Origin of the sequence: Rhodoferax sp. OV413 (assembly GCF_945881795.1) — a bacterium.
Lineage (GTDB): Bacteria > Pseudomonadota > Gammaproteobacteria > Burkholderiales > Burkholderiaceae_C > Allorhodoferax.
On record NZ_CAMCVG010000003.1, the window covers coordinates 1 to 17,885 of the forward strand.

Sequence of the window (17,885 nt, forward strand, 5' to 3'; positions counted from 1 at the left end):
TCGTCGGTGGATTCGGAAACCGAAAAAGAAATCCAGAAGGCGCTGGAGAACCTGGTGCAAGGCCGCACCACGATTGCAATTGCGCACCGTCTCTCGACCCTGCACCGGGCCGACCGTCTGGTGGTGCTGGACCGCGGGCGGGTGGTGGAAGAGGGCACCCACGACGCGCTGATGGCCAGCGAGGGCGCGTACTTCAACCTGTACCAGGCCCAGGCCCGCAACAACCTCATCGAGGAGGCCGCATGAGCGCGCTCTACACCGTGACCGCCAGCCGATTCGAGCTCGAGAGCACGCCCTTCGGCAAGCTGGTATTGACCAGCGCAGGGGGCGAACGATTTGAGGGCGTGGTGCCGGTGCGGGCGTTCCCGATCCAGTCGCCGGAGGACGGTATTTCGCTGGTCAACACCGAGGGCCGTGAAGTGGCCTGGGTGGACCACCTGTCTGACGTGCCCCACCCGGCGCAGGACTTGATCCGTGCCGAGCTGGCTACCCGCGAGTTCATGCCGGTGATCGCGCGCATTGTGTCGGTCAGCAGCTATTCCACACCCTGCACCTGGGCGGTAGAGACCGACCGCGGTGACACCGAGTTTGTGCTGCGCGGCGATGAAGACATACGCCGCATCGGCAAGGGCAACGCGCTGTTGATTGCAGACGCCCACGGCATCCAGTATCTGGTGCGCGACCAGTTTGCCCTTGACGCCCACAGCAAGCGGGTGCTGGACCGCTTTCTGTAACCTTGAGATTTGTTGCACAAAAGCAGCATTTCACCAAAACTTCATTTGGCTTGCATGGGTACGTAGCCCTGGTTTTTTATTGTCTTCATGTTGTGTCGATTCGGGCACAGCGCAATTCCGTAAATCCTTTTGGAGTTTGAAATGATGAAGAAAACTTTGGTTGCTATCGCAGCCGCAAGCCTGGCACTTGGCGCTCAAGCCGCTGAACTGGCGACTGACAAAGACATGAAGTTCGAAATCAACGTGGACGTTGCGACTTACCACGTTAGCCAACGCAGTTCCACCGGTCGCGAAATTAGCCAAGTCTTGGGTAAGGGCCAGAACCAAGTCGAAATCAAAGCAACCAGGACTATCGACAGCGATATCTCCATCTTCGGCGAAATCGAAGTGGACTATGACCCAGTGGCTGACAACTCTGCTTTTACCTCTGACGACACCCGCATTGGCATCGCAAGCAAGAAGTTTGGCCGTATCGCTGCTGGTCAGTTTGACAGCTACCTCGAAGACAACGTGATGGAAGTGCTGGGCGTTGGCCACGGTGAAAACGGCTTCATGTCTGAACCAACTTCTGCCAACAAAGGCCGTCATGTGCAATACAGCCACAAGCTGGGTGATCTGACATTGGCAGTGGATTACACATCTGCTATCGGACCTACCGCAAATGAAGAAAATTCGAACGGCTTTGCGGTGACTGCCGCTTACAAGTTGGGTGACCTGACAGCGGCATTGGGCTGGAGCGAACTTGCTAAATACAAGACTGATAGCTCCAAGACACAGGGTGCTCTCAACACCGACAAATACGCTATCGGTTTGGCCTTGTCCTACCAAATGGGCAATGTCGGTCTCCGTGCCTTGGCCGCGGAAACAGAGGACACTTCCAAAGTGAAGACAACCTATGGTGGTGCTGCTTTGACTTACGTGATGGGCCAATATGACATCGGTGTGGCGATGCAAACTGTTCAAGTGGGTACCGCAAAAGCGACCAACGAATGGGCCCTCGGCTTCGGCTACACACCATTCAAGAATATGCAGGTCTATCTCGACTTCGCTGGCCTCGGCAAAACCAACGGTGAAAAAGACGTCGCCGAACTCGGTTTCAAGTACACGTTTTAATTTGTAAGCGGTATTCCAAAGTTTTTATGCCCGGGCTTGCCCGGGCTTTTTTTTGCTGAGTCGCTGCTGGGGCGACGTCGGGGGCTCCGCTCTCACCTTGCGACCTTTCTTAGATTTCCATGTTGTCAATCAAGCGCGTGCTGCCCAGCCGCGCTGCCGCGAGGACTACTTTGGCGTCTTGCGCCTGCGGGACTTGCAGGTCCGACTGGCGGCGCACTGCTACATAGTCCGGCACCCAGCCTGCCGCACGCAGGGCCTGCATGCCCTCTTGCTCGAGCTGTACAAAGTCGGTTGCGCCGGAGCGCACCGCGTCCACCATACGGCGCAGCACGCCTGACAACAGCAGGGCTTCTTCTCTTTGTGCGGGCGTCAGGTAGCCATTGCGGCTGCTCAGCGCCAGGCCCGCCGCGTTGCGCTGGGTTTCGCCGCCGATCACCTCAATGGGAAGCGCAAACTGTTTGACCATGTTGCGAATCACCATGAGTTGCTGGTAATCCTTTTTGCCAAACAGCGCGGTACGGGCTTGCGTCACGGCCAGCAGCTTCATCACCACGGTGCACACGCCGATGAAAAAGCCGGGCCGGAAGTGCCCCTCCAGAATGTCGGCCAGCTCGGTGGGCGGGTGGACCTTGAAGGTTTGCGCCTGCGGATACAGCACCGACTCTTTGGGTGCGAAGACGATGTCACAACCCGCGGCCTCGAGCTGTTGGCAATCGGCCTCCAGCGTGCGGGGGTAGGTGTCAAAGTCTTCGTGCGGGGCAAATTGCAGCCGGTTCACAAAGATGGTCGAGATCGTTACATCGCCCAAAGGCTTGGCCTGACGTACCAGCGCCAGGTGTCCTGCGTGCAGGTTGCCCATGGTGGGCACGACGGCGGGGTGGCGGAACTTGTTCAGCGCTTCGCGCAGCGCGTCGATCGTGTGAATCAGTTGCATGAAAGGTGGGGTGTCACCAGGCGTGGATGGCGTCGTCAGGAAAGCTGCCGCTTTTGACAGCGGCCACGTAGGCTTCCATGGCGCCGCGGATGCTGCTGGCGTCCAGCATGAAGTTACGCACAAACTTGGGGTTCTTGCCCAGGTTCACGCCCAGCATGTCGTGCAAGACCAGCACCTGCCCCGCCGTGCCCTTGCCCGCACCAATTCCAATGGTGGCGCAGTGCGGCAGCGCCTGGGTGAGCTCCGCCGACAAAGGCGCCGGCACCATCTCCAGCACCAGCATGGCCGCACCCGCCTGCTGCAGCGCTTGGGCTTGCTGCTTCATCACCTCGGCGGCATCGCCTCGGCCTTGTACCCGGTAGCCGCCCAGCGCGTGTACGGTCTGCGGGGTCAGGCCGAGGTGGGCGCAGACCGGAATGCCGCGCTCCACCAGAAAATGCACCACCTCGGTGGTCCAGCCACCGCCCTCCAACTTGACCATGTGGGCGCCGGCCTGCATCAGCACAGCAGCGCTGCGGATAGCCTGTTCTTTGGATTCCTGGTAGCTCCCGAAGGGCAAATCGCCAATCAACCAGGCAGTGGCCTGAGAGCGGCGAAGCCCGCGCGCCACGCTTTCGGTGTGGTAAGCCATGTTCTCCAGATTGACGCCCACTGTGCTGTGACGGCCTTGGCAGACCATGCCCAGCGAGTCACCCACCAGAATGCATTCAACGCCGGCCGCATCGGCCACCGCGGCAAAGGTCGCGTCGTAGGCGGTGAGCATGGTGATTTTCTCGCCGCGGGTGTGCATCTCCTGCAGGCGGGGCAGGCTGATGGGTTTGCGGTTGGACGGGGGCGACACCGGCGGCAGCGTGCCGTAGGGAGTCGCGTTGGTCGCGCTGGCGGCTTGTTCACCGGTCGGGTTCAGGGCCATGGGGGACTCCAAAAAACGGGATTTGCAGGGGCTGGCGAGAGTGGGGCGAATACTAACCGGATTGGCAGCCCGCCCCAAACGCAGCGCGCTTTAGCTGGGTGCGTAGGCCAGGCGCACGTAGATCGGTGCAAAAGCCTCGGCCTGCGTGATCTCAATCAGGGTTTCCTTGGCCAGCTCCAGCAGGGCAATAAAGGTCACCACCAGCACCGGCGTGCCGCGCCGGGTGTCAAACAAATCTTCAAATCCCACAAACCGCTGGCCCTGCAGTTTTTTGAGCACGATGCTCATGTGCTCGCGGACCGAGAGTTCCTCGCGGCTGATTTTGTGGTGCTGCACCAGCTTGGCCCGCTTGAGGATGTCGCGCCAGGCGCTTTGCAGCTCGTCCACCGAGACGTCCGGAAATCGCGGCTTGAGGCTTTGCTCTATGTAAACGTTGGCCTTCAGGAAGTCGCGTCCGTATTGGGGCATGGCGTTGAGCCGCGCTGCGGCCAGCTTCATCTGCTCGTACTCCAGCAGGCGGCGCACTAGCTCGGCGCGCGGGTCCTCGGCTTCTTCGCCGCCGGCCACTTTTTTAGGTGGCAGCAGCATGCGCGATTTGATCTCGATCAGCATGGCCGCCATGAGCAGGTACTCAGCCGCCAGCTCCAGATTACGGTCGCGGATCTGGTCCACATAGACCAAGTATTGCTTGGTCACGCTGAGCATGGGGATGTCGAGGATGTTGAAGTTCTGCTTGCGGATCAGGTAGAGCAGCAAATCCAGCGGACCTTCGAATGCCTCGAGGAACACCTCCAGCGCATCCGGCGGGATGTAGAGGTCCTGCGGCATGGCAAACAGCGGCTCGCCATAGAGCCGCGCCAGCGCGACCTGATCGACCACCTCGGGCATTCGGCCGATCTCACTGATCGCCGCCACTCCGGGGGCTTGGCCCAGGATGCTGGGAGTCATGGTGCTATGAAATCAGGAGCTGCTTGCGCAGGTTTGGCGTGCGCAAAAGCCCGAAACGATGCTCAATTGCTCTTGGTCTGATAGACGTAGGGCTTTTGCGCAACCTGCGCGCTGCGAAAGCCTCGCCAGGCCATGCGGTCCACCACCTTGTCCCACAGCAAGGAGCGGCCCCGGCGCTGCTCGGCTTCCAAAGTCGGCTTAGCGACCTTGAGCTGGTCGATGAACTGGGTCGCGTCGGAGCGGTAGTCGGGGCGGCGGAAGATGTTCATGGCGATGTCCTGTTTGCAGGCATTTTAGCGTCCGCTTTTTGCAGCTGACCTCCAGCTGATTTGCCGCCGATTTGCAGCTTGCCGGGCGCTTTGGGCGGGTTATCCTTCTGCTTATGACAGTTTTTGACTTTTCTACTGCTGCTGTGGCCGAACTCGCCCGCGCCGATGTGGCGCGCGCCTTGGCGGAGGACGTTGGTGCCGGCGACCTGACAGCCTCGCTGGTTGATTCGAGCCGCCGCGCCCGTGCGCGGGTGCTGGCGCGCGAGTCGGCGGTCATTTGCGGGGAGCCCTGGGCCACTGCGGCGGTGCTGGCGCTGGATCCATCAGCCACCATGCACTGGCTTGTGGGCGAGGGGCATCGTTGTGCGCCCGACCAGGTGGTGCTGGAAATCGAGGGCTTCGCCCAGGCGCTGCTGACCGCCGAGCGCACCGCGCTGAATTTTTTGCAGTTGCTGAGCGCCGTGGCTACCAAAACCGCCACCTTCGTTGACGCGGTCAACGGCGTGCCCGGCAACCGCGCCGCCATTGTGGACACCCGCAAGACGATTCCCGGCTTGCGGCTGGCGCAAAAATACGCGGTCAAAACCGGCGGTGGCACCAACCACCGCATCGGCCTGCACGACGCAGTGCTTATCAAGGAAAACCACATAGCGGCCTCAGGCGGCGTGACCGCTGCCTTGCAACGCGCTGCCCGTTTTGCCTCCAGCGCCGCCTTTATTGAAGTCGAGGTCGAAACGCTGGACCAGCTGCGGGAGGCGCTGGAGTGTGGCGCGCGCATGGTGTTGCTGGACAACATGACGCCGGCACAGCTGGAGCAAGCGGTGGCTCTGAACGCGGGCCGGGCAATTCTGGAAGTGTCCGGCGGAGTCAATCTGGATACGGTGTGTGCCATCGCCGCCACCGGCGTGGACCGCATTTCGATTGGCGCGCTGACCAAAGACGTGAAGGCCACCGACTTCTCTATGCGTTTTGAGGAACTGTAATGAGCGCCAGCGATGTGATTGACGTCGAATACGAGCAGCCCGCCTGCTCGACCCAGCACGCCTGGGCCCGTGTTCCAGTGGAGCCCGCGCCGGCCGAGAGAGCCGCACTGAAAGACAAAATCCGCCGTCTGCTCCAAGAAAAGAACGCGGTCATGGTGTCGCACTATTACGTGCACCCCGACTTGCAGGATCTGGCCGAGGAAACCGGCGGCCTGGTGAGCGACTCGCTGGAGATGGCCCGCTTCGGGCGCGACCACAGCGCGCAGACGCTGGTGGTCTCCGGCGTGAAGTTCATGGGGGAGACCAGCAAGATTTTGTCGCCCCACAAAACCGTTCTGATGCCAGACCTGGACGCGACCTGCTCGCTCGATCTGGGCTGCCCGATCCGCGAGTTCAGCGCCTTCTGCGATCAGCACCCCGACCGCTCGGTGGTTGTCTATGCCAACACCAGCGCCGCCGTGAAGGCCCGCGCCGACTGGCTGGTGACCAGCAGCTGCGCGCTGGACATCGTGCGTGCGCTCAAGGACCAGGGGCAGAAAATTTTGTGGGCGCCGGATAAGCACCTGGGCGGCTATATCCAGCGCGAAACCGGCGCGGACATGGTGTTCTGGGAGGGCGCCTGCATCGTGCACGACGAGTTCAAGGCTTTTGAGCTCGAGGCGCTCATGGCCCAGCATCCGAAGGCCAAGGTGCTGGTGCACCCCGAGTCGCCGCAGGATGTGGTGGCACTGGCCGATGCGGTGGGCTCCACCAGCGCCATCCTGAAAGCGGCGCAAACCCTGGATGCCGACACTTTCATCGTCGCCACTGACAGCGGAATGCTGCACAAGTTGCGCAGCCTGAATCCCGGCAAGACCTTCATCGAAGCGCCTACCGCCGGCAACAGCGCTACCTGCAAAAGCTGCGCCCATTGCCCCTGGATGGCGATGAACGGCTTGGCGGGCGTGGCGCGGGTGCTGGAGCACGGGCTGAACGAGATTCGGGTGGACAGCCGCCTCATCGACCGTGCGCGCGTGCCGATTGACCGCATGCTTGCCTTTACCGCGGCCCTGAAAAACGGGCAGCCGGTGGGCGGGTTGGTGCAGGGCATCGGAGCGGCTTGAATTTATCGCCTTTTTGCAGCTTCGCGCCCGCTGCATAAGCGCGAGCAGCTATTTATTTGATAGCAATCAGGTACGCGTTTTTAGAGGTGCGCCATGTCGCGCAGATCGTGGCGCAGTTCGGAGTGGTGCTTGACCTTGTTCCGCAGGCTGATCAGCAGCTCAATCCGGCGGCGCAGGGAGTGCAGCGCCTGGATGACCCGCAGGTCATGCGCGCTCTCACTCTCGCCTTTGCGCTTGTCCAGCGGGGCGTAGTCCCATAACGCGGTCTCTGGCTGCCCGGGCCAGATGGGGTGCTCCTCGGCGCTCTGCGCATCCAGTGCGATGACGATGTCCATGGGCTTGGCGCCCGAGCGGCTGAATTCTTTCCAGTCTTTGGGCGCAAGCTCGTTGGTTTTGAAGCCTGCGGTGCTCAGCGCGGCCATCGTTGTGCTGTCCGCCTTGGGGGCAATGCTGCCAGGTTCACCGCAGGAGTAAACCTGAAAGGTGGCCGCACCCAACTGCCCTAAGCAGGCCTGTGCCAGCAACGCGCGGGCTGCGCCGCTTTTTGAGACAAACAAGACCCGTGTGAGTGATTTTTGCATGCAGTCATTCTAGATTCCACCGAACCCTGACGCGCACACACGGCGCGCCGCCCGTCAGCTGGATTGCAAAGCGGGAAATCGCGACTGCGCGAGGCCGGGGATGGATGCGCGTTGTGGGCTGTGCCCGTCCTGTGCGAGCTTGAAGGTGGCGACCGAGGCCACAAGCTGATCGGCTTCGTGCTTGAGGCTGCCGGCCGCAGCGGCAATCTCTTCCACCATCGCCGCGTTCTGCTGGGTGGATTGATCCATACGCGAGATCGCGTGCCCCACCTGTTCTACGCTGTGCGCCTGGGTCTTGCTGGCCGCGCTGATCTCACTAATCACCCGCGTGACCTGCTGGATGGAAGCCACCACCGTGGTCATGGAGTCGCCGGCCCTGCTAACCAGTTCGTTGCCGCGCTCGACGCGCTCCACGCTGGTGCCGATGAGGGACTTGATTTCCTTGGCGGCCTGCGCTGAGCGGCCGGCGAGCGACCGCACCTCCGAGGCTACCACCGCAAAACCCCGGCCCTGTTCGCCCGCGCGCGCCGCCTCCACGGCGGCATTGAGCGCCAAAATATTAGTTTGGAAGGCAATACCGTCGATCACGCTAATGATTTCCACGATCCGGCGCGAGCTTTCATGAATGTCGTGCATGGTCTGCACCACCTCGGCCACCACTTCGCCGCTGTGCGCCGCCGCGTGCGAGGCGTCGCGCGCCAGATCGTCCGCGCTCATGGCCCGCTCTGCGTTGACCCGCACGGTGCCACCTAGGTCCAGCATAGAGGCGGCCGTTTCCTGCAAAGCGCTGGCTTGCTGTTCGGTGCGTTCCGATAGGCTCTGATTGCCCGATGCGATTTCGGAGCTGGCGTTCGCCACTGCGACCGAGGCCTGCCGCACCCCGCGCACCACATCGGCCAGACTCTGCTGCATTTGTTGCAGCTGCCCCATCATGCTGCTTGCGTCGCCGTAGCCGATGGAAATTGCCGCACTCAGATCGCCCGCGCCCACACGCTGCGCGACTTCTTTAGCCTCTTGGGGTTCGCCACCGAGCTGCCCTGTGATGGTGCGCACTGTGCCAGTCCCAAACACCACCGCAAACCCCAAGCCCGCCACAATCAGGCCGATGCTGGTCCACAGCAGCGTCTGGTAGCGGGCAGAGGCGTTTTCAAAGGCCGCCCGTGCGCCGTCAATCTGCAGTTGCTTGAGGGCATCGATGCCCGTCTTCATCGGCTGCGCCAGGGGCGTCATCTTGTTGATCATGGCCGCTTGCGCTTCGGTGATGTCGTTGGCCTTCAGGGCCTCGACGGCCACCTGAATGCCCTTGTCGTTGAATTCGGCGTACATCTTTTCCCAGCTGTCGGCTTGCGCTGACTCGGATGCTGCCAGAGGAATACTACGGAAATTCTTCCAGCGCTGCGCGATTTCTTGTTGATTGGCGGCGATGGCTTTCACACTGAAAGTAACTACATCCGGCACCGGATTCGACAAGGCCTGCGCCACATGCATGCGCGAGCTGATGGTGAGTGCATCAATTTGCCCCAACTCGACGGCGGGCACGGTCCGTTGCTGGTACACGACTTCCAGCGAGAGGTTCGATTGACGGGCGCCGTAGACCCCGAAACCACCGATGAGCACCAGCAACGTGGCCAATGCTGCAATCAGAATCAGAAGTCGGGTCGATATACGCATGAACACCCCAATTTGTTAAAATTGATATAAATAGAGATATCTCACTGTATTTATTTGAGGTGACGTTTTGATGACAAATTCTTAGCCTGTCAAAGGCATGAAATTTGTAAACGTTTTGCGAAAAAAATGGGGAGGGCGCCGTGAAGAACTCACTGCCCCAAAAGACACTGCGGGTTCCCCGAGCTGACGTCGGGGAACACACAGGGGCAAATCAGCCGACCAGCTTTTTGAACGAGGCCAAGACCGCTGCGCCGTTGAATGGCTTCACGATCCAGCCCTTGATGCCGGCAGCCTTGCCGCGCTCTTTCATGGCGGGAGAGTTTTCGGTGGTGAGCATCACGATGTTGACCGCCGCATTACCCAACTCGCCACGCACTTTTTCAGCCATGGTCAGGCCGTCCATGTTGGGCATGTTCACGTCGCACACGATCAGCTTGATGGAGGGGTCCGCCTTCAGCTTGGCCAGGCCGTCGCGGCCGTCCACTGCAAACGAAACTTCGAAGTCGTTGCTCTTCAAGAAATCGCCAACTTCGTTGCGTACGGTGCTGGAGTCGTCAACCACAAGAATTTGTGCCATGTTATTTTCCTTTCAAAATACTAGAAGAGTTCAAGTTCGCCCGAGGCTACCAGCGTATCCAAAGATTGATCGTTTTCGTGGAAATCTTCCGGCGACCAGTTCAGATTGAACACAAAACGTTGATAGATGACAAAAGGCGGAACGGCCGGATTATCTCTATCTGTTAAGACACATTTGAAACACAGCTGCGGATTGATGGATCCGAACGAAATGTAACGGTGCATGTGGTTGATCACGATGGGCACCTGCGCCAAATGCGTTTGCACCGGCTTGAATGCGCTGTAGCGGTTTTTGAACGCGCCCCAGATCAGGTTGGTGATTTCGCCCAAGATGCCGTTCAGGTTGCGGAAGTCATCTCCCTCGACCGAGGTGATGTGGGTCTTGTTAGCCTTGACCAGGGTCAGCAGCGGGCCTTCTTCGGCTTGCAGCGTCATGTAACCGCGGCACCAGTCGCTCTCGATGGGGATCAGTGTGAAGATCTCACCGAAGATCAGACGGTCGCGCACGATGTAGGGCGTATCAATCTGCACGCTCAAGCCCTTGAATTGGCTCTCCAGAGATGCCTGAGTCATCTCTGCGATACCGCGCACCAGCTTAGGCGGGTAAACCAGGCTGAAGATGCTGGTTTCGATGACTTCCCTGAGGGTGTCGATGGTGTCGTTGGTGTAGATACCGGCAAAGGCTTCACGCTCGAACGCGTTCAGGTCATCAGCAGTGGTTTTCGATTCCCGGCGCAGAAAGATCGGCAGCTCTGGGCGGATGCGGTGTATCTGCAATCCGATTTGCAGTCCCTCACCGCGCCTTTCGCCCAGGTCTTCGGCAATCATGATGCCGCCCAAGTCAACATTGGAGCGCAAAACAGACAGCAGGTTCCCTTCCAGCACTTTCAGCGCCTTCAGGTTGTTGGATTCGCAAAAAGCGCGGATGTGCCTACGGCTTTCGGCGCTGTTATCAAGCACCAACACTTTACTTACCAGGGATTTGTCGTCGGACATAGTGAGGACCCTAAAGGTTATAAAAATTCAAGTTCGCCGGTGGTTTCGGCGACGGCTGGCGTGTCTAGCTCAAAGTCGAGGTCTTTGTATTCACACACACACATACTCAAGCGGAAGCGAACGCCGGACTGCAGCAGAAGTTCAAAATGCTGCAAGTGCCCATACTTCAGCAGCGTCAGGTGCTCCGCACAACGGCTGTCAATAATGTTGGGGGTTGACATGCCGATGTGTGTAAATGCGCGCCCCAGTTCACGGTTGAACGTGCCACAGCAGAGGTTCCCGCATTCCGAGATGGCATCGTCAAACATTCGGTTGTCCATGGCCTCCGCACTCAATCGGGTCTTGCCGGCAAAGTGAGCCAAGGTGGCGGGGTCGCGATCGAAATAAATCATGATCAGCAGCCGGAATTCGTACGAGGCAACGGACAGCATCACCATCTCTTTTTCAAAGACCGGTTCAATGTTCGCCACTTCACCCAAGCTTACGACTTCATCCTCCGGCCGCAACAAGGCGCTGCGCATGCCCTGAATGAGCATGGAGTTCATCAACGATTTTGCGCGCTCACTGATCATGCTGGTTCGGCATGGAAAGAGTGGCTTGGGTCTTGCGGTTGATCAGGTCAAGACCTGTGACAGCACCAATGATCATCTTCCCGCCGGCCTGCATGTCCTGGAAGGTCGCGGTGGTGATGAGATCGTTTTCGTACAGGGCTCGGCGGTATTCCTTTGACAAGGCCTCGGCGCGGCTGGCAAGGCTTCGCATTTCCTCTGCCACCACCGCAAAACCGCGCCCCATCTCCCCGGCACGTGCGGCTTCGATGGAGGCGTTCAGTGTCACGATGATCATCTGCTGCACGATGCGTGCGAAATCATCGTTCTTGGAGTGCATGCCCTGGTTGTGGGTCAGCAGAATGCTCATGTCCGCGTGCCAGCGGTCGAAGGTCTTGCTGATGCCCAGAAGCTCAGTAATGGACTTAGCCAAGACTCCGCTTTGTTGATAGGCCTCGCCCTGCATGCCCTGGGTCTGGCTGAGCAGCTGATGAAAAGCACTCTGGTGGCTGCGATCTAGCTCTTGGCGCTGCAGCTCCAAGTCGGCCTGGGCGTTGCGAAGCGATTCGGCCAGTGAGTCCAACTCGCTTTGCAGGTTTTCGATGGTTGCTTGCTGTTCGTCGGACTGCGCCTGTGCTTCGGACGCGGGCACCATGGTGGCCAATTGGCGCTTCAAGCCGCGATTGAACCCCGCCCAAATGCCCCCACCGATCCCCAGTCCGGCAACAAATGCAATCAATAGTTCTGCCATCGTTGTCACCGCCCCGCTCAGGCTGAGGTTGCTACTGCAAATTTTGCCGGAAGGGTAATGACTGTCTCGAACGGGCAATAGGTAGATGTCGTGTCATCGGATGTCAGCGCGAGGGCAATCTTTCCGCCCTCGGCTTCGATAAAGCCCCGCACCGCATCCATTCCCACGCCCCGGCCCGAGACCTCGGTTACCTGGCTGGCGGTAGAGAAACCGGAAGCAAAAATCAACTGAGCGATGTCGCTGGCAGATTTTTCTTCGCCTTCGACCAGGATGCCTTGTTCCACTGCTTTTGCACGGATGCGTTGCAGGGGAAGACCACGGCCGTCGTCCTTCAGGCGAATGTTGAGGTGCTCAGAGTCGAGGCTAATGGTCAACTCGATAGTTCCTGTTTCGAGCTTGCCGGCTTGTGCGCGCTCAGCAGCCGTTTCCAGACCGTGGTCCATGGCGTTGCGATACAGGTGCATAAACACATTGCGCAGAGTGTCGGCCAACTGCGAACGGACCAGAATGCCGCCTTGCTCCATGACGATCTTGGGCGAAGGCTTGCCCAACTCTTGTGCCAGAGAGGGGATAGATTCGGTCACGCCGCTCAGAATCCGCGACAGGGGTTCGCAGCCCAGGCGCTGCAGAGCGTTACGCGCAGCTTGCAGTGCTTCAGCTTGCTTTTTGGCGTCATTGCTGTTTGCTGCAGCGTCCAGCTGTTCAATCAAGCCCTTCACAGATTCCTGCGGCACCATCAACACGCTTTCACTGTTGACGCGGCGGCCGGCACCCTTGCGGCCGAGCTTGGTTTCGTTGATGTGTGCGTAGTACTCGACAGCTTCCACGGTTTGCTTGAGCTCCGCTTTGAGCAATTCGGTGTCCCACTCGCGGTTGCCGTGGCGGATGCCGTCGTAGGTTTCTTCGGCCTGGTGAACGACGTTGGTCAGGTTCAGGAGGCCGTAGGTGCGGGCGTTGCCCTTGATGGTGTGCATGTTGCGGAACAGCACGCCGATGGACTCCTTGCGTGCGGCCGCGTCCATGGCTGCGGCTGCGTCGATCAGCTTTTCGTTTTCTTGCAAGAACTGTTGCGCGCTGGAAATGAATTCCTGGAACTTTTCCTGACGCACTGCCAAGATTTCGCCAATGATGGCCAGCTCTTTTTTCTGGGCATCGGCCGCGCGGGCCAGGGCTCGCAGTTCTGTCACGTCCCGCAAGCACAGCAGCAGGCGCAAGGTGGTGCCGTTTTCGTCGGTGATGGGTGACCAGTTCAGGTCCAGGACCTTGATCGTGCCATCAGGCATGGTCTTGGAGATTTCCTGGGGCAGCAAGTGCGCGTTGAACTCGAAGTTCATGTCGCTCTCGCCGATACAGGCGCTGATGGCGGTTTCCATCTGATTCAAGATGTCAACGCCCAGACCGGTTTCGTCGAACACCACATTCATCACGTCTTTGCCGGCAATTTCGTCAGACACCAGGACGGTGCGCAAATGGTCGGAGTATTCGGGGTGAATCAAGCCGCCGGTTTCCAGAGTCAAGATGCCTTGGGGGATGTAATGCAACATCGCGTGAATGTCGGCGGTCTTTTGCTTGACTTCTTCGGTGCTTTGTTGAATTTTCTCGATCATCGCGTTAAACGCGACCACTGACCGGCCGATTTCATCCATGCGGGTCACCGGCACCCGGTGCGAAAAGTCCTGGCTGGTGGCGATTTCCGTCATCTTGGCTTCCATGTCGCCGATGGGGTGAATCACCTGCCGGTACAACAGCAATCCCATGAAGCCCAAGCCCAGCACAGCAGCCAAAGTCACAACGGCCAATGTGCTGGTCGTGGCGCGCAGGTTGGAGTTCACGGTGGAAATCGCATCGTCCTTGCTACGGCGTTTTTCCACTTGCACGGTCTCAATCACGCTGATTTGTTCACGCAGGTACTGGTCCACTGTGGCGGCCATGGTGGCTTCGGCCATTGGCTTTTGACCTTGGAGCATGAAGTTGGCGGTGTCATCAATGCCACCGAAGTAATTCAGCAGGCTTTCCTCGGCCTGCTTGATGAGGCCGCGCTGCGCATCGCTGTCCGCGGTGGCCATCTGGTCGGCCAGTGCGTTCTGCAGCTCGGCTTTCTTGAGCTTCACTTCTTCGTGGGTCTTGCTGATGGCGTCTTTGTCTGGCGCGTTCACCATGGCCAGCGTTGCGATTTGCACGTCTTTCAGTTGCCCCATCAAGGCAACTGATTTCAAGCTGCTGGGCACCACGCCTTCGGTCACCATCTTCACTTCCTTGCTGCTGCTGGTGTTTTGAAACACTGCAAAACCACCGGTGAAGATCAAGGCCGCGAAACTGAGGGCGATGAGCAGAAGGATTCGTTGACGGATGTTCATTTCGTACGGGCGCGTGGAGCGCAGTGTGTCAATGGGTTGCTGTGGCCGCAAGGCAAGCAAAGGCGAAAAAGTTTCAAATCGAATGATTAAATTAAATTGTTGCAAAAATATTTCAAGTCCTTGAAGGGGGCGTGAACTCTTGGTTTGCTGCGCTGCAATATAGCCAGGTATGCGGCCGCAGGGCTTGCCAGTATTGCGGCGAGTGCTATGAAAATAAAAAAGAAAAAAACTGGGCGCCTCGCCCTAAATCCAGAGCGCGCTCAGAAGGACTCTCCAGTCCCGAAAATGCAGCTGCGATTTTCATGAATTTCGCAATTCCCGGGAGCACTCATTCATGCCAACAGGCGCACCACAAGCCCCGTCAGAGCCGCGCCGGCGATGACCTGTATGACACTGCGCTTCCACACGAAAAGCGCCACGGCTGCGCTCAGGGCGATGGCGATGGCCATGAGGTCCATGGGTCCATCCGGGCCCAGCGGCCATAGGACGTGCTGGCCGAAAAACAGGGCCAGGTTCAGGATCACGCCCACAACCGCAGCGGTAATGGCGGTCAGAGGCGCAGTGAACTGAAGTTGGTTGTGCGTACTTTCCACCACCGGGCCGCCTGCCAAGATGAACAAAAATGACGGAAGAAAGGTGAACCAGGTTACCAATGCAGCGGCCGCGACTCCTGCAAGAAACATCTGGTCAGGCCCGAAAACAGCTGTGACGTAGCCTCCGACAAAACCCACAAATGCCACCACCATGATCAGCGGACCGGGGGTGCTTTCGCCCAGCGCCAAGCCGTCCATCATTTGCGCGGGGCTGAGCCAGCCGTAATGCCTGACAGCCCCTTGAAACACGTAGGGCAGCACCGCATAGGCGCCGCCAAAGGTCAATAAGGCCGCCTTGGTGAAAAACCAGGCCATCTGGGTCAGGGTGTGGTCCCAGCCGCAGTACACCGCCAGCAGGCCCATGGGTGCCGCCCACAAAAGGGCGCCAAAGGCCATCACCCGGGCCAGCCGGGGCCAGCGGAAGCGGGCGTGTTCAGGGGTCGGGGTCCGGTCGTCAATCAGTGCAGGGCCATACGAGGCCTGCCCCGCGCGGTGCCCGCCTCCCAGCGCGAACGCTGCGGGCGCAATACGGCCACCCACCAGACCCGCCAGGGCAGCTGCGCCAACAATGAGTGGAAAAGGCAGCTGTAGACCGGACATGACCACAAAAGACACCGCAGCGATGCCCCAGAGCCACCTGTTCTTGAGGGTGCGCGCGCCCATGCGGTGCGCGGCCTGCAAGACGATGGCCGCGACCGCAGGTTTGATGCCATAAAAAAGACCTGCGACCCACACCACATCACCAAACGTGACGTAAACCCACGACAGCGCCACTAACAAGAAGAAGGACGGCAGCACAAACAACGCGCCGGCCACTATGCCGCCCCAGCTGCGGTGCATCAGCCAGCCGATGTAGGTCGCGAGTTGCTGCGCCTCCGGGCCGGGCAGCAGCATGCAGTAGTTCAGGGCATGCAAAAAGCGCTTTTCGGAAATCCAGCGGCGGCGCTCCACCAGTTCCTGGTGCATCAGGGCGATTTGGCCTGCAGGCCCGCCGAAGCTGACGCAGCCCAGCTTCAGCCAGAAGAGGAAGGCCTGCCTGCGGCTCACTTCCGGCGGTGCTGCTTCGCCGGACGTGCGTTCAGCATCGGAGGGTAAGGGCTGCTGGGGCATGGCGCGTCAGGAATGCAAACTCGCGCTTCGCCCGTACCCGTCAGGGTGCGAGGGTCGTCGGCAGGGCCTGCGCCAGCGTGTCGGGGTAGTCTCGGCTGAAATGAAGGCCGCGGCTCTCGTGGCGGGCTTGGGCGCTCCTGACGACCAGGTCCGCCACCTGCACCAGGTTGCGCAGCTCCAGCAGGTCGCGGGTGATGTGAAAGTGCGTATAAAACTCGGCAATCTCGCCTTGCAACAGCGCGATCCGGTGGGCGGCGCGCTCCAGCCGTTTGTTGGTGCGTACGATGCCGACATAGTCCCACATGAAGCGGCGCAGCTCGTCCCAGTTATGGGAGATGACGACGCTTTCATCGGCGTCGGTCACGCGGCTGTCGTCCCAGGCGGGTAACCGCAAGAGAGCCGCGCTGGACTGCAAGGCCAGCTGCTCTGCTATCAAAGCAGTAGCTGACCGCGCAAACACCATGCACTCCACCAGCGAATTCGATGCCAAACGGTTGGCCCCGTGCAGGCCGGTGCAGGCGGTCTCTCCCACGGCAAAAAGGCCCTCTACATCGGTGCGTGCCGACAGGTCTGTGAGTACGCCGCCGCAGGTGTAGTGGGCCGCCGGCACCACGGGGATGGGCTGCTTGGCCATGTCGATACCAAGCTCCAGGCAGCGGGCATAGATGTTGGGAAAGTGCTCCTGGATGAAGCTCAGGGGCTGGTGCGAGATGTCGAGGTAGACGCAGTCAAAGCCGCCTTTTTTCATCTCGAAGTCGATAGCGCGGGCGACCACGTCGCGCGGGGCGAGTTCGGCGCGCTTGTCGTGACGTGTCATGAACCGCTCGCCGGTGGGTAGCAGCAGGCGTCCGCCCTCGCCGCGCACGGCTTCCGTAATCAGGAAGCTCTTGGCGTGCGGGTGAAACAGGCAGGTGGGGTGGAACTGGATGAACTCCATGTTCTGCACGCGGCAGCCGGCGCGCCAGGCGGCGGCAATGCCGTCGCCGGTGGCGGTGTCGGGGTTGGTGGTGTAGAGGTAGACCTTGCCCGCGCCGCCGGTGGCCAGAATGGTGTGGGAAGCCTGGAAGGTAAGAACCTCATCGGTGTCGTTGTCCAGCGCGTACAGGCCGACGCAGCGGTTGGGCCCGGCGGCTTTGGAGGGGCGGTTGAGCTTGTCGGTGGTGATCAGGTCGACCAGGGTGTGGTGCTCGAACAGTGTGACGTTGGCGCTGGCTTTTACCCTCTCAATCAGCGTTTGCTGCACGGCAGCGCCGGTGGCGTCGGTCACGTGGACAATGCGGCGCGCGCTGTGGCCGCCCTCCCGGGTGAGGTGCAGCTGCCCCGAGTGGCCGGTCTCCTCGGTGAAAGGCACGCCAAGCTTTTGCAGCCAGGCAATCGAATGGGGCGCGTTTTCGACGACAAACTGGGTGGCCGCCAGGTCGCACAGGCCCGCGCCTGCAATCAGCGTGTCGTCCACGTGGGCGGCAAAGCTGTCATCTTTGTCCCAAACGGCCGCAATTCCCCCTTGCGCCCAGCCGCTGCTGCCTTCGCGCACCGCCCGCTTGGTGAGGACGGCAACCCGGTATTGCTGCGACAGCAGCAGGGCCGCACTCAGGCCGGCCAGCCCGCTGCCCACGATCAGCACGTCAAAGTGCAGCGGCTTGGTTTTAGTGGTTTTCTTCATGCGGTGGAGTCTAGGCGGCTTTCGTTGTTAGGGGCGCAGGGG

17 protein-coding genes and 1 pseudogene are annotated in these 17,885 nt (G+C 60.1%); 5 read left to right on the top strand and 13 right to left on the bottom strand.

The genetic code is table 11. The features are described from left to right. From Q0O05_RS00695 to Q0O05_RS00705, 3 genes and pseudogenes are all read left to right on the top strand, one after another. Positions 1-246 (top strand): annotated as a pseudogene (locus Q0O05_RS00695) (ABC transporter); the annotation flags it as partial. After that, entirely contained in the window at positions 243-734 is a 492-nt protein-coding gene (locus Q0O05_RS00700; protein ID WP_293659852.1) for a DUF1854 domain-containing protein, read from the top strand. The pseudogene Q0O05_RS00695 and the gene Q0O05_RS00700, both read left to right, overlap by 4 nt. 141 nt (positions 735-875) lie before the next feature. After that, the gene (locus Q0O05_RS00705) at positions 876-1,847 is read left to right on the top strand and encodes a porin (protein WP_293659853.1); all 972 of its coding nucleotides are present in this window, start codon (positions 876-878) and stop codon (positions 1,845-1,847) included. A 109-nt stretch (positions 1,848-1,956) separates the two neighbouring features. Here the strand turns inward: Q0O05_RS00705 and panC are convergent, their stop codons facing one another. From panC to Q0O05_RS00725, 4 genes are all read right to left on the bottom strand, one after another. Then, entirely contained in the window at positions 1,957-2,781 is an 825-nt protein-coding gene (gene panC, locus Q0O05_RS00710; protein WP_293659854.1) for a pantoate--beta-alanine ligase, read from the bottom strand. Positions 2,782-2,794: 13 nt separating this feature from the next. Continuing rightward, positions 2,795-3,694, bottom strand: a complete 900-nt coding sequence (gene panB, locus Q0O05_RS00715) for a 3-methyl-2-oxobutanoate hydroxymethyltransferase (RefSeq protein ID WP_293659855.1) — start codon at positions 3,692-3,694, stop codon at positions 2,795-2,797. A gap of 90 nt (positions 3,695-3,784) precedes the next feature. After that, a complete protein-coding gene (locus Q0O05_RS00720; protein ID WP_293659902.1) occupies positions 3,785-4,582 on the bottom strand; it encodes a ScpA family protein in 798 nt (265 codons plus the stop codon). 122 nt (positions 4,583-4,704) lie between these two features. Beyond that, positions 4,705-4,911 carry a DUF3460 family protein gene (locus Q0O05_RS00725; RefSeq protein ID WP_293659856.1) on the bottom strand — a complete coding sequence of 69 codons (207 nt, stop codon included), beginning with the start codon at positions 4,909-4,911 and terminating at the stop codon, positions 4,705-4,707. A 113-nt stretch (positions 4,912-5,024) separates the two neighbouring features. On the opposite strand from Q0O05_RS00725, the gene nadC reads away from it, so the two are divergent. Together nadC and nadA are read left to right on the top strand one after the other, a co-directional pair. After that, the gene (gene nadC, locus Q0O05_RS00730; RefSeq protein WP_293659858.1) at positions 5,025-5,894 is read left to right on the top strand and encodes a carboxylating nicotinate-nucleotide diphosphorylase; all 870 of its coding nucleotides are present in this window, start codon (positions 5,025-5,027) and stop codon (positions 5,892-5,894) included. Next, positions 5,894-6,997, top strand: coding sequence for a quinolinate synthase NadA (nadA, locus tag Q0O05_RS00735; RefSeq protein WP_293659859.1), 1,104 nt, complete (start codon positions 5,894-5,896; stop codon positions 6,995-6,997). Before nadC ends, nadA begins: the two co-directional genes overlap by 1 nt. Before the next feature lie 80 nt (positions 6,998-7,077). On the opposite strand, the gene Q0O05_RS00740 is transcribed toward nadA, so the two are convergent. The 9 genes from Q0O05_RS00740 to nadB all read right to left on the bottom strand — a co-directional run bounded on the left by Q0O05_RS00740 (position 7,078) and on the right by nadB (position 17,843). Then, a complete protein-coding gene (locus Q0O05_RS00740) occupies positions 7,078-7,578 on the bottom strand; it encodes a protein tyrosine phosphatase (RefSeq protein WP_293659861.1) in 501 nt (166 codons plus the stop codon). Positions 7,579-7,632: 54 nt separating this feature from the next. Continuing rightward, positions 7,633-9,249 carry a methyl-accepting chemotaxis protein gene (locus tag Q0O05_RS00745; RefSeq protein WP_293659862.1) on the bottom strand — a complete coding sequence of 539 codons (1,617 nt, stop codon included), beginning with the start codon at positions 9,247-9,249 and terminating at the stop codon, positions 7,633-7,635. 211 nt (positions 9,250-9,460) lie between these two features. After that, positions 9,461-9,826: a response regulator gene (locus tag Q0O05_RS00750; protein WP_293659863.1), complete on the bottom strand. Its 366-nt coding sequence runs from the start codon at positions 9,824-9,826 to the stop codon at positions 9,461-9,463. Between the two features lie 20 nt (positions 9,827-9,846). Continuing rightward, positions 9,847-10,821 (bottom strand): chemotaxis protein CheX, encoded by a 975-nt coding sequence (locus Q0O05_RS00755; RefSeq protein WP_293659865.1) that lies wholly within the window; start codon positions 10,819-10,821, stop codon positions 9,847-9,849. 17 nt (positions 10,822-10,838) lie between these two features. Next, positions 10,839-11,366, bottom strand: coding sequence for a hypothetical protein (locus Q0O05_RS00760; protein WP_293659866.1), 528 nt, complete (start codon positions 11,364-11,366; stop codon positions 10,839-10,841). 16 nt (positions 11,367-11,382) lie between these two features. After that, entirely contained in the window at positions 11,383-12,045 is a 663-nt protein-coding gene (locus tag Q0O05_RS00765; RefSeq protein ID WP_293659867.1) for a methyl-accepting chemotaxis protein, read from the bottom strand. 92 nt (positions 12,046-12,137) lie between these two features. Continuing rightward, complete coding sequence (locus tag Q0O05_RS00770; RefSeq protein WP_293659868.1) at positions 12,138-14,477, bottom strand: ATP-binding protein; 2,340 nt, start codon at positions 14,475-14,477, stop codon at positions 12,138-12,140. 332 nt (positions 14,478-14,809) lie between these two features. Further along, the gene (chrA, locus tag Q0O05_RS00775; protein ID WP_293659869.1) at positions 14,810-16,180 is read right to left on the bottom strand and encodes a chromate efflux transporter; all 1,371 of its coding nucleotides are present in this window, start codon (positions 16,178-16,180) and stop codon (positions 14,810-14,812) included. 40 nt (positions 16,181-16,220) lie between these two features. Beyond that, entirely contained in the window at positions 16,221-17,843 is a 1,623-nt protein-coding gene (nadB, locus tag Q0O05_RS00780; protein ID WP_293659870.1) for an L-aspartate oxidase, read from the bottom strand. Between the last annotated feature and the right edge of the window lie 42 nt (positions 17,844-17,885).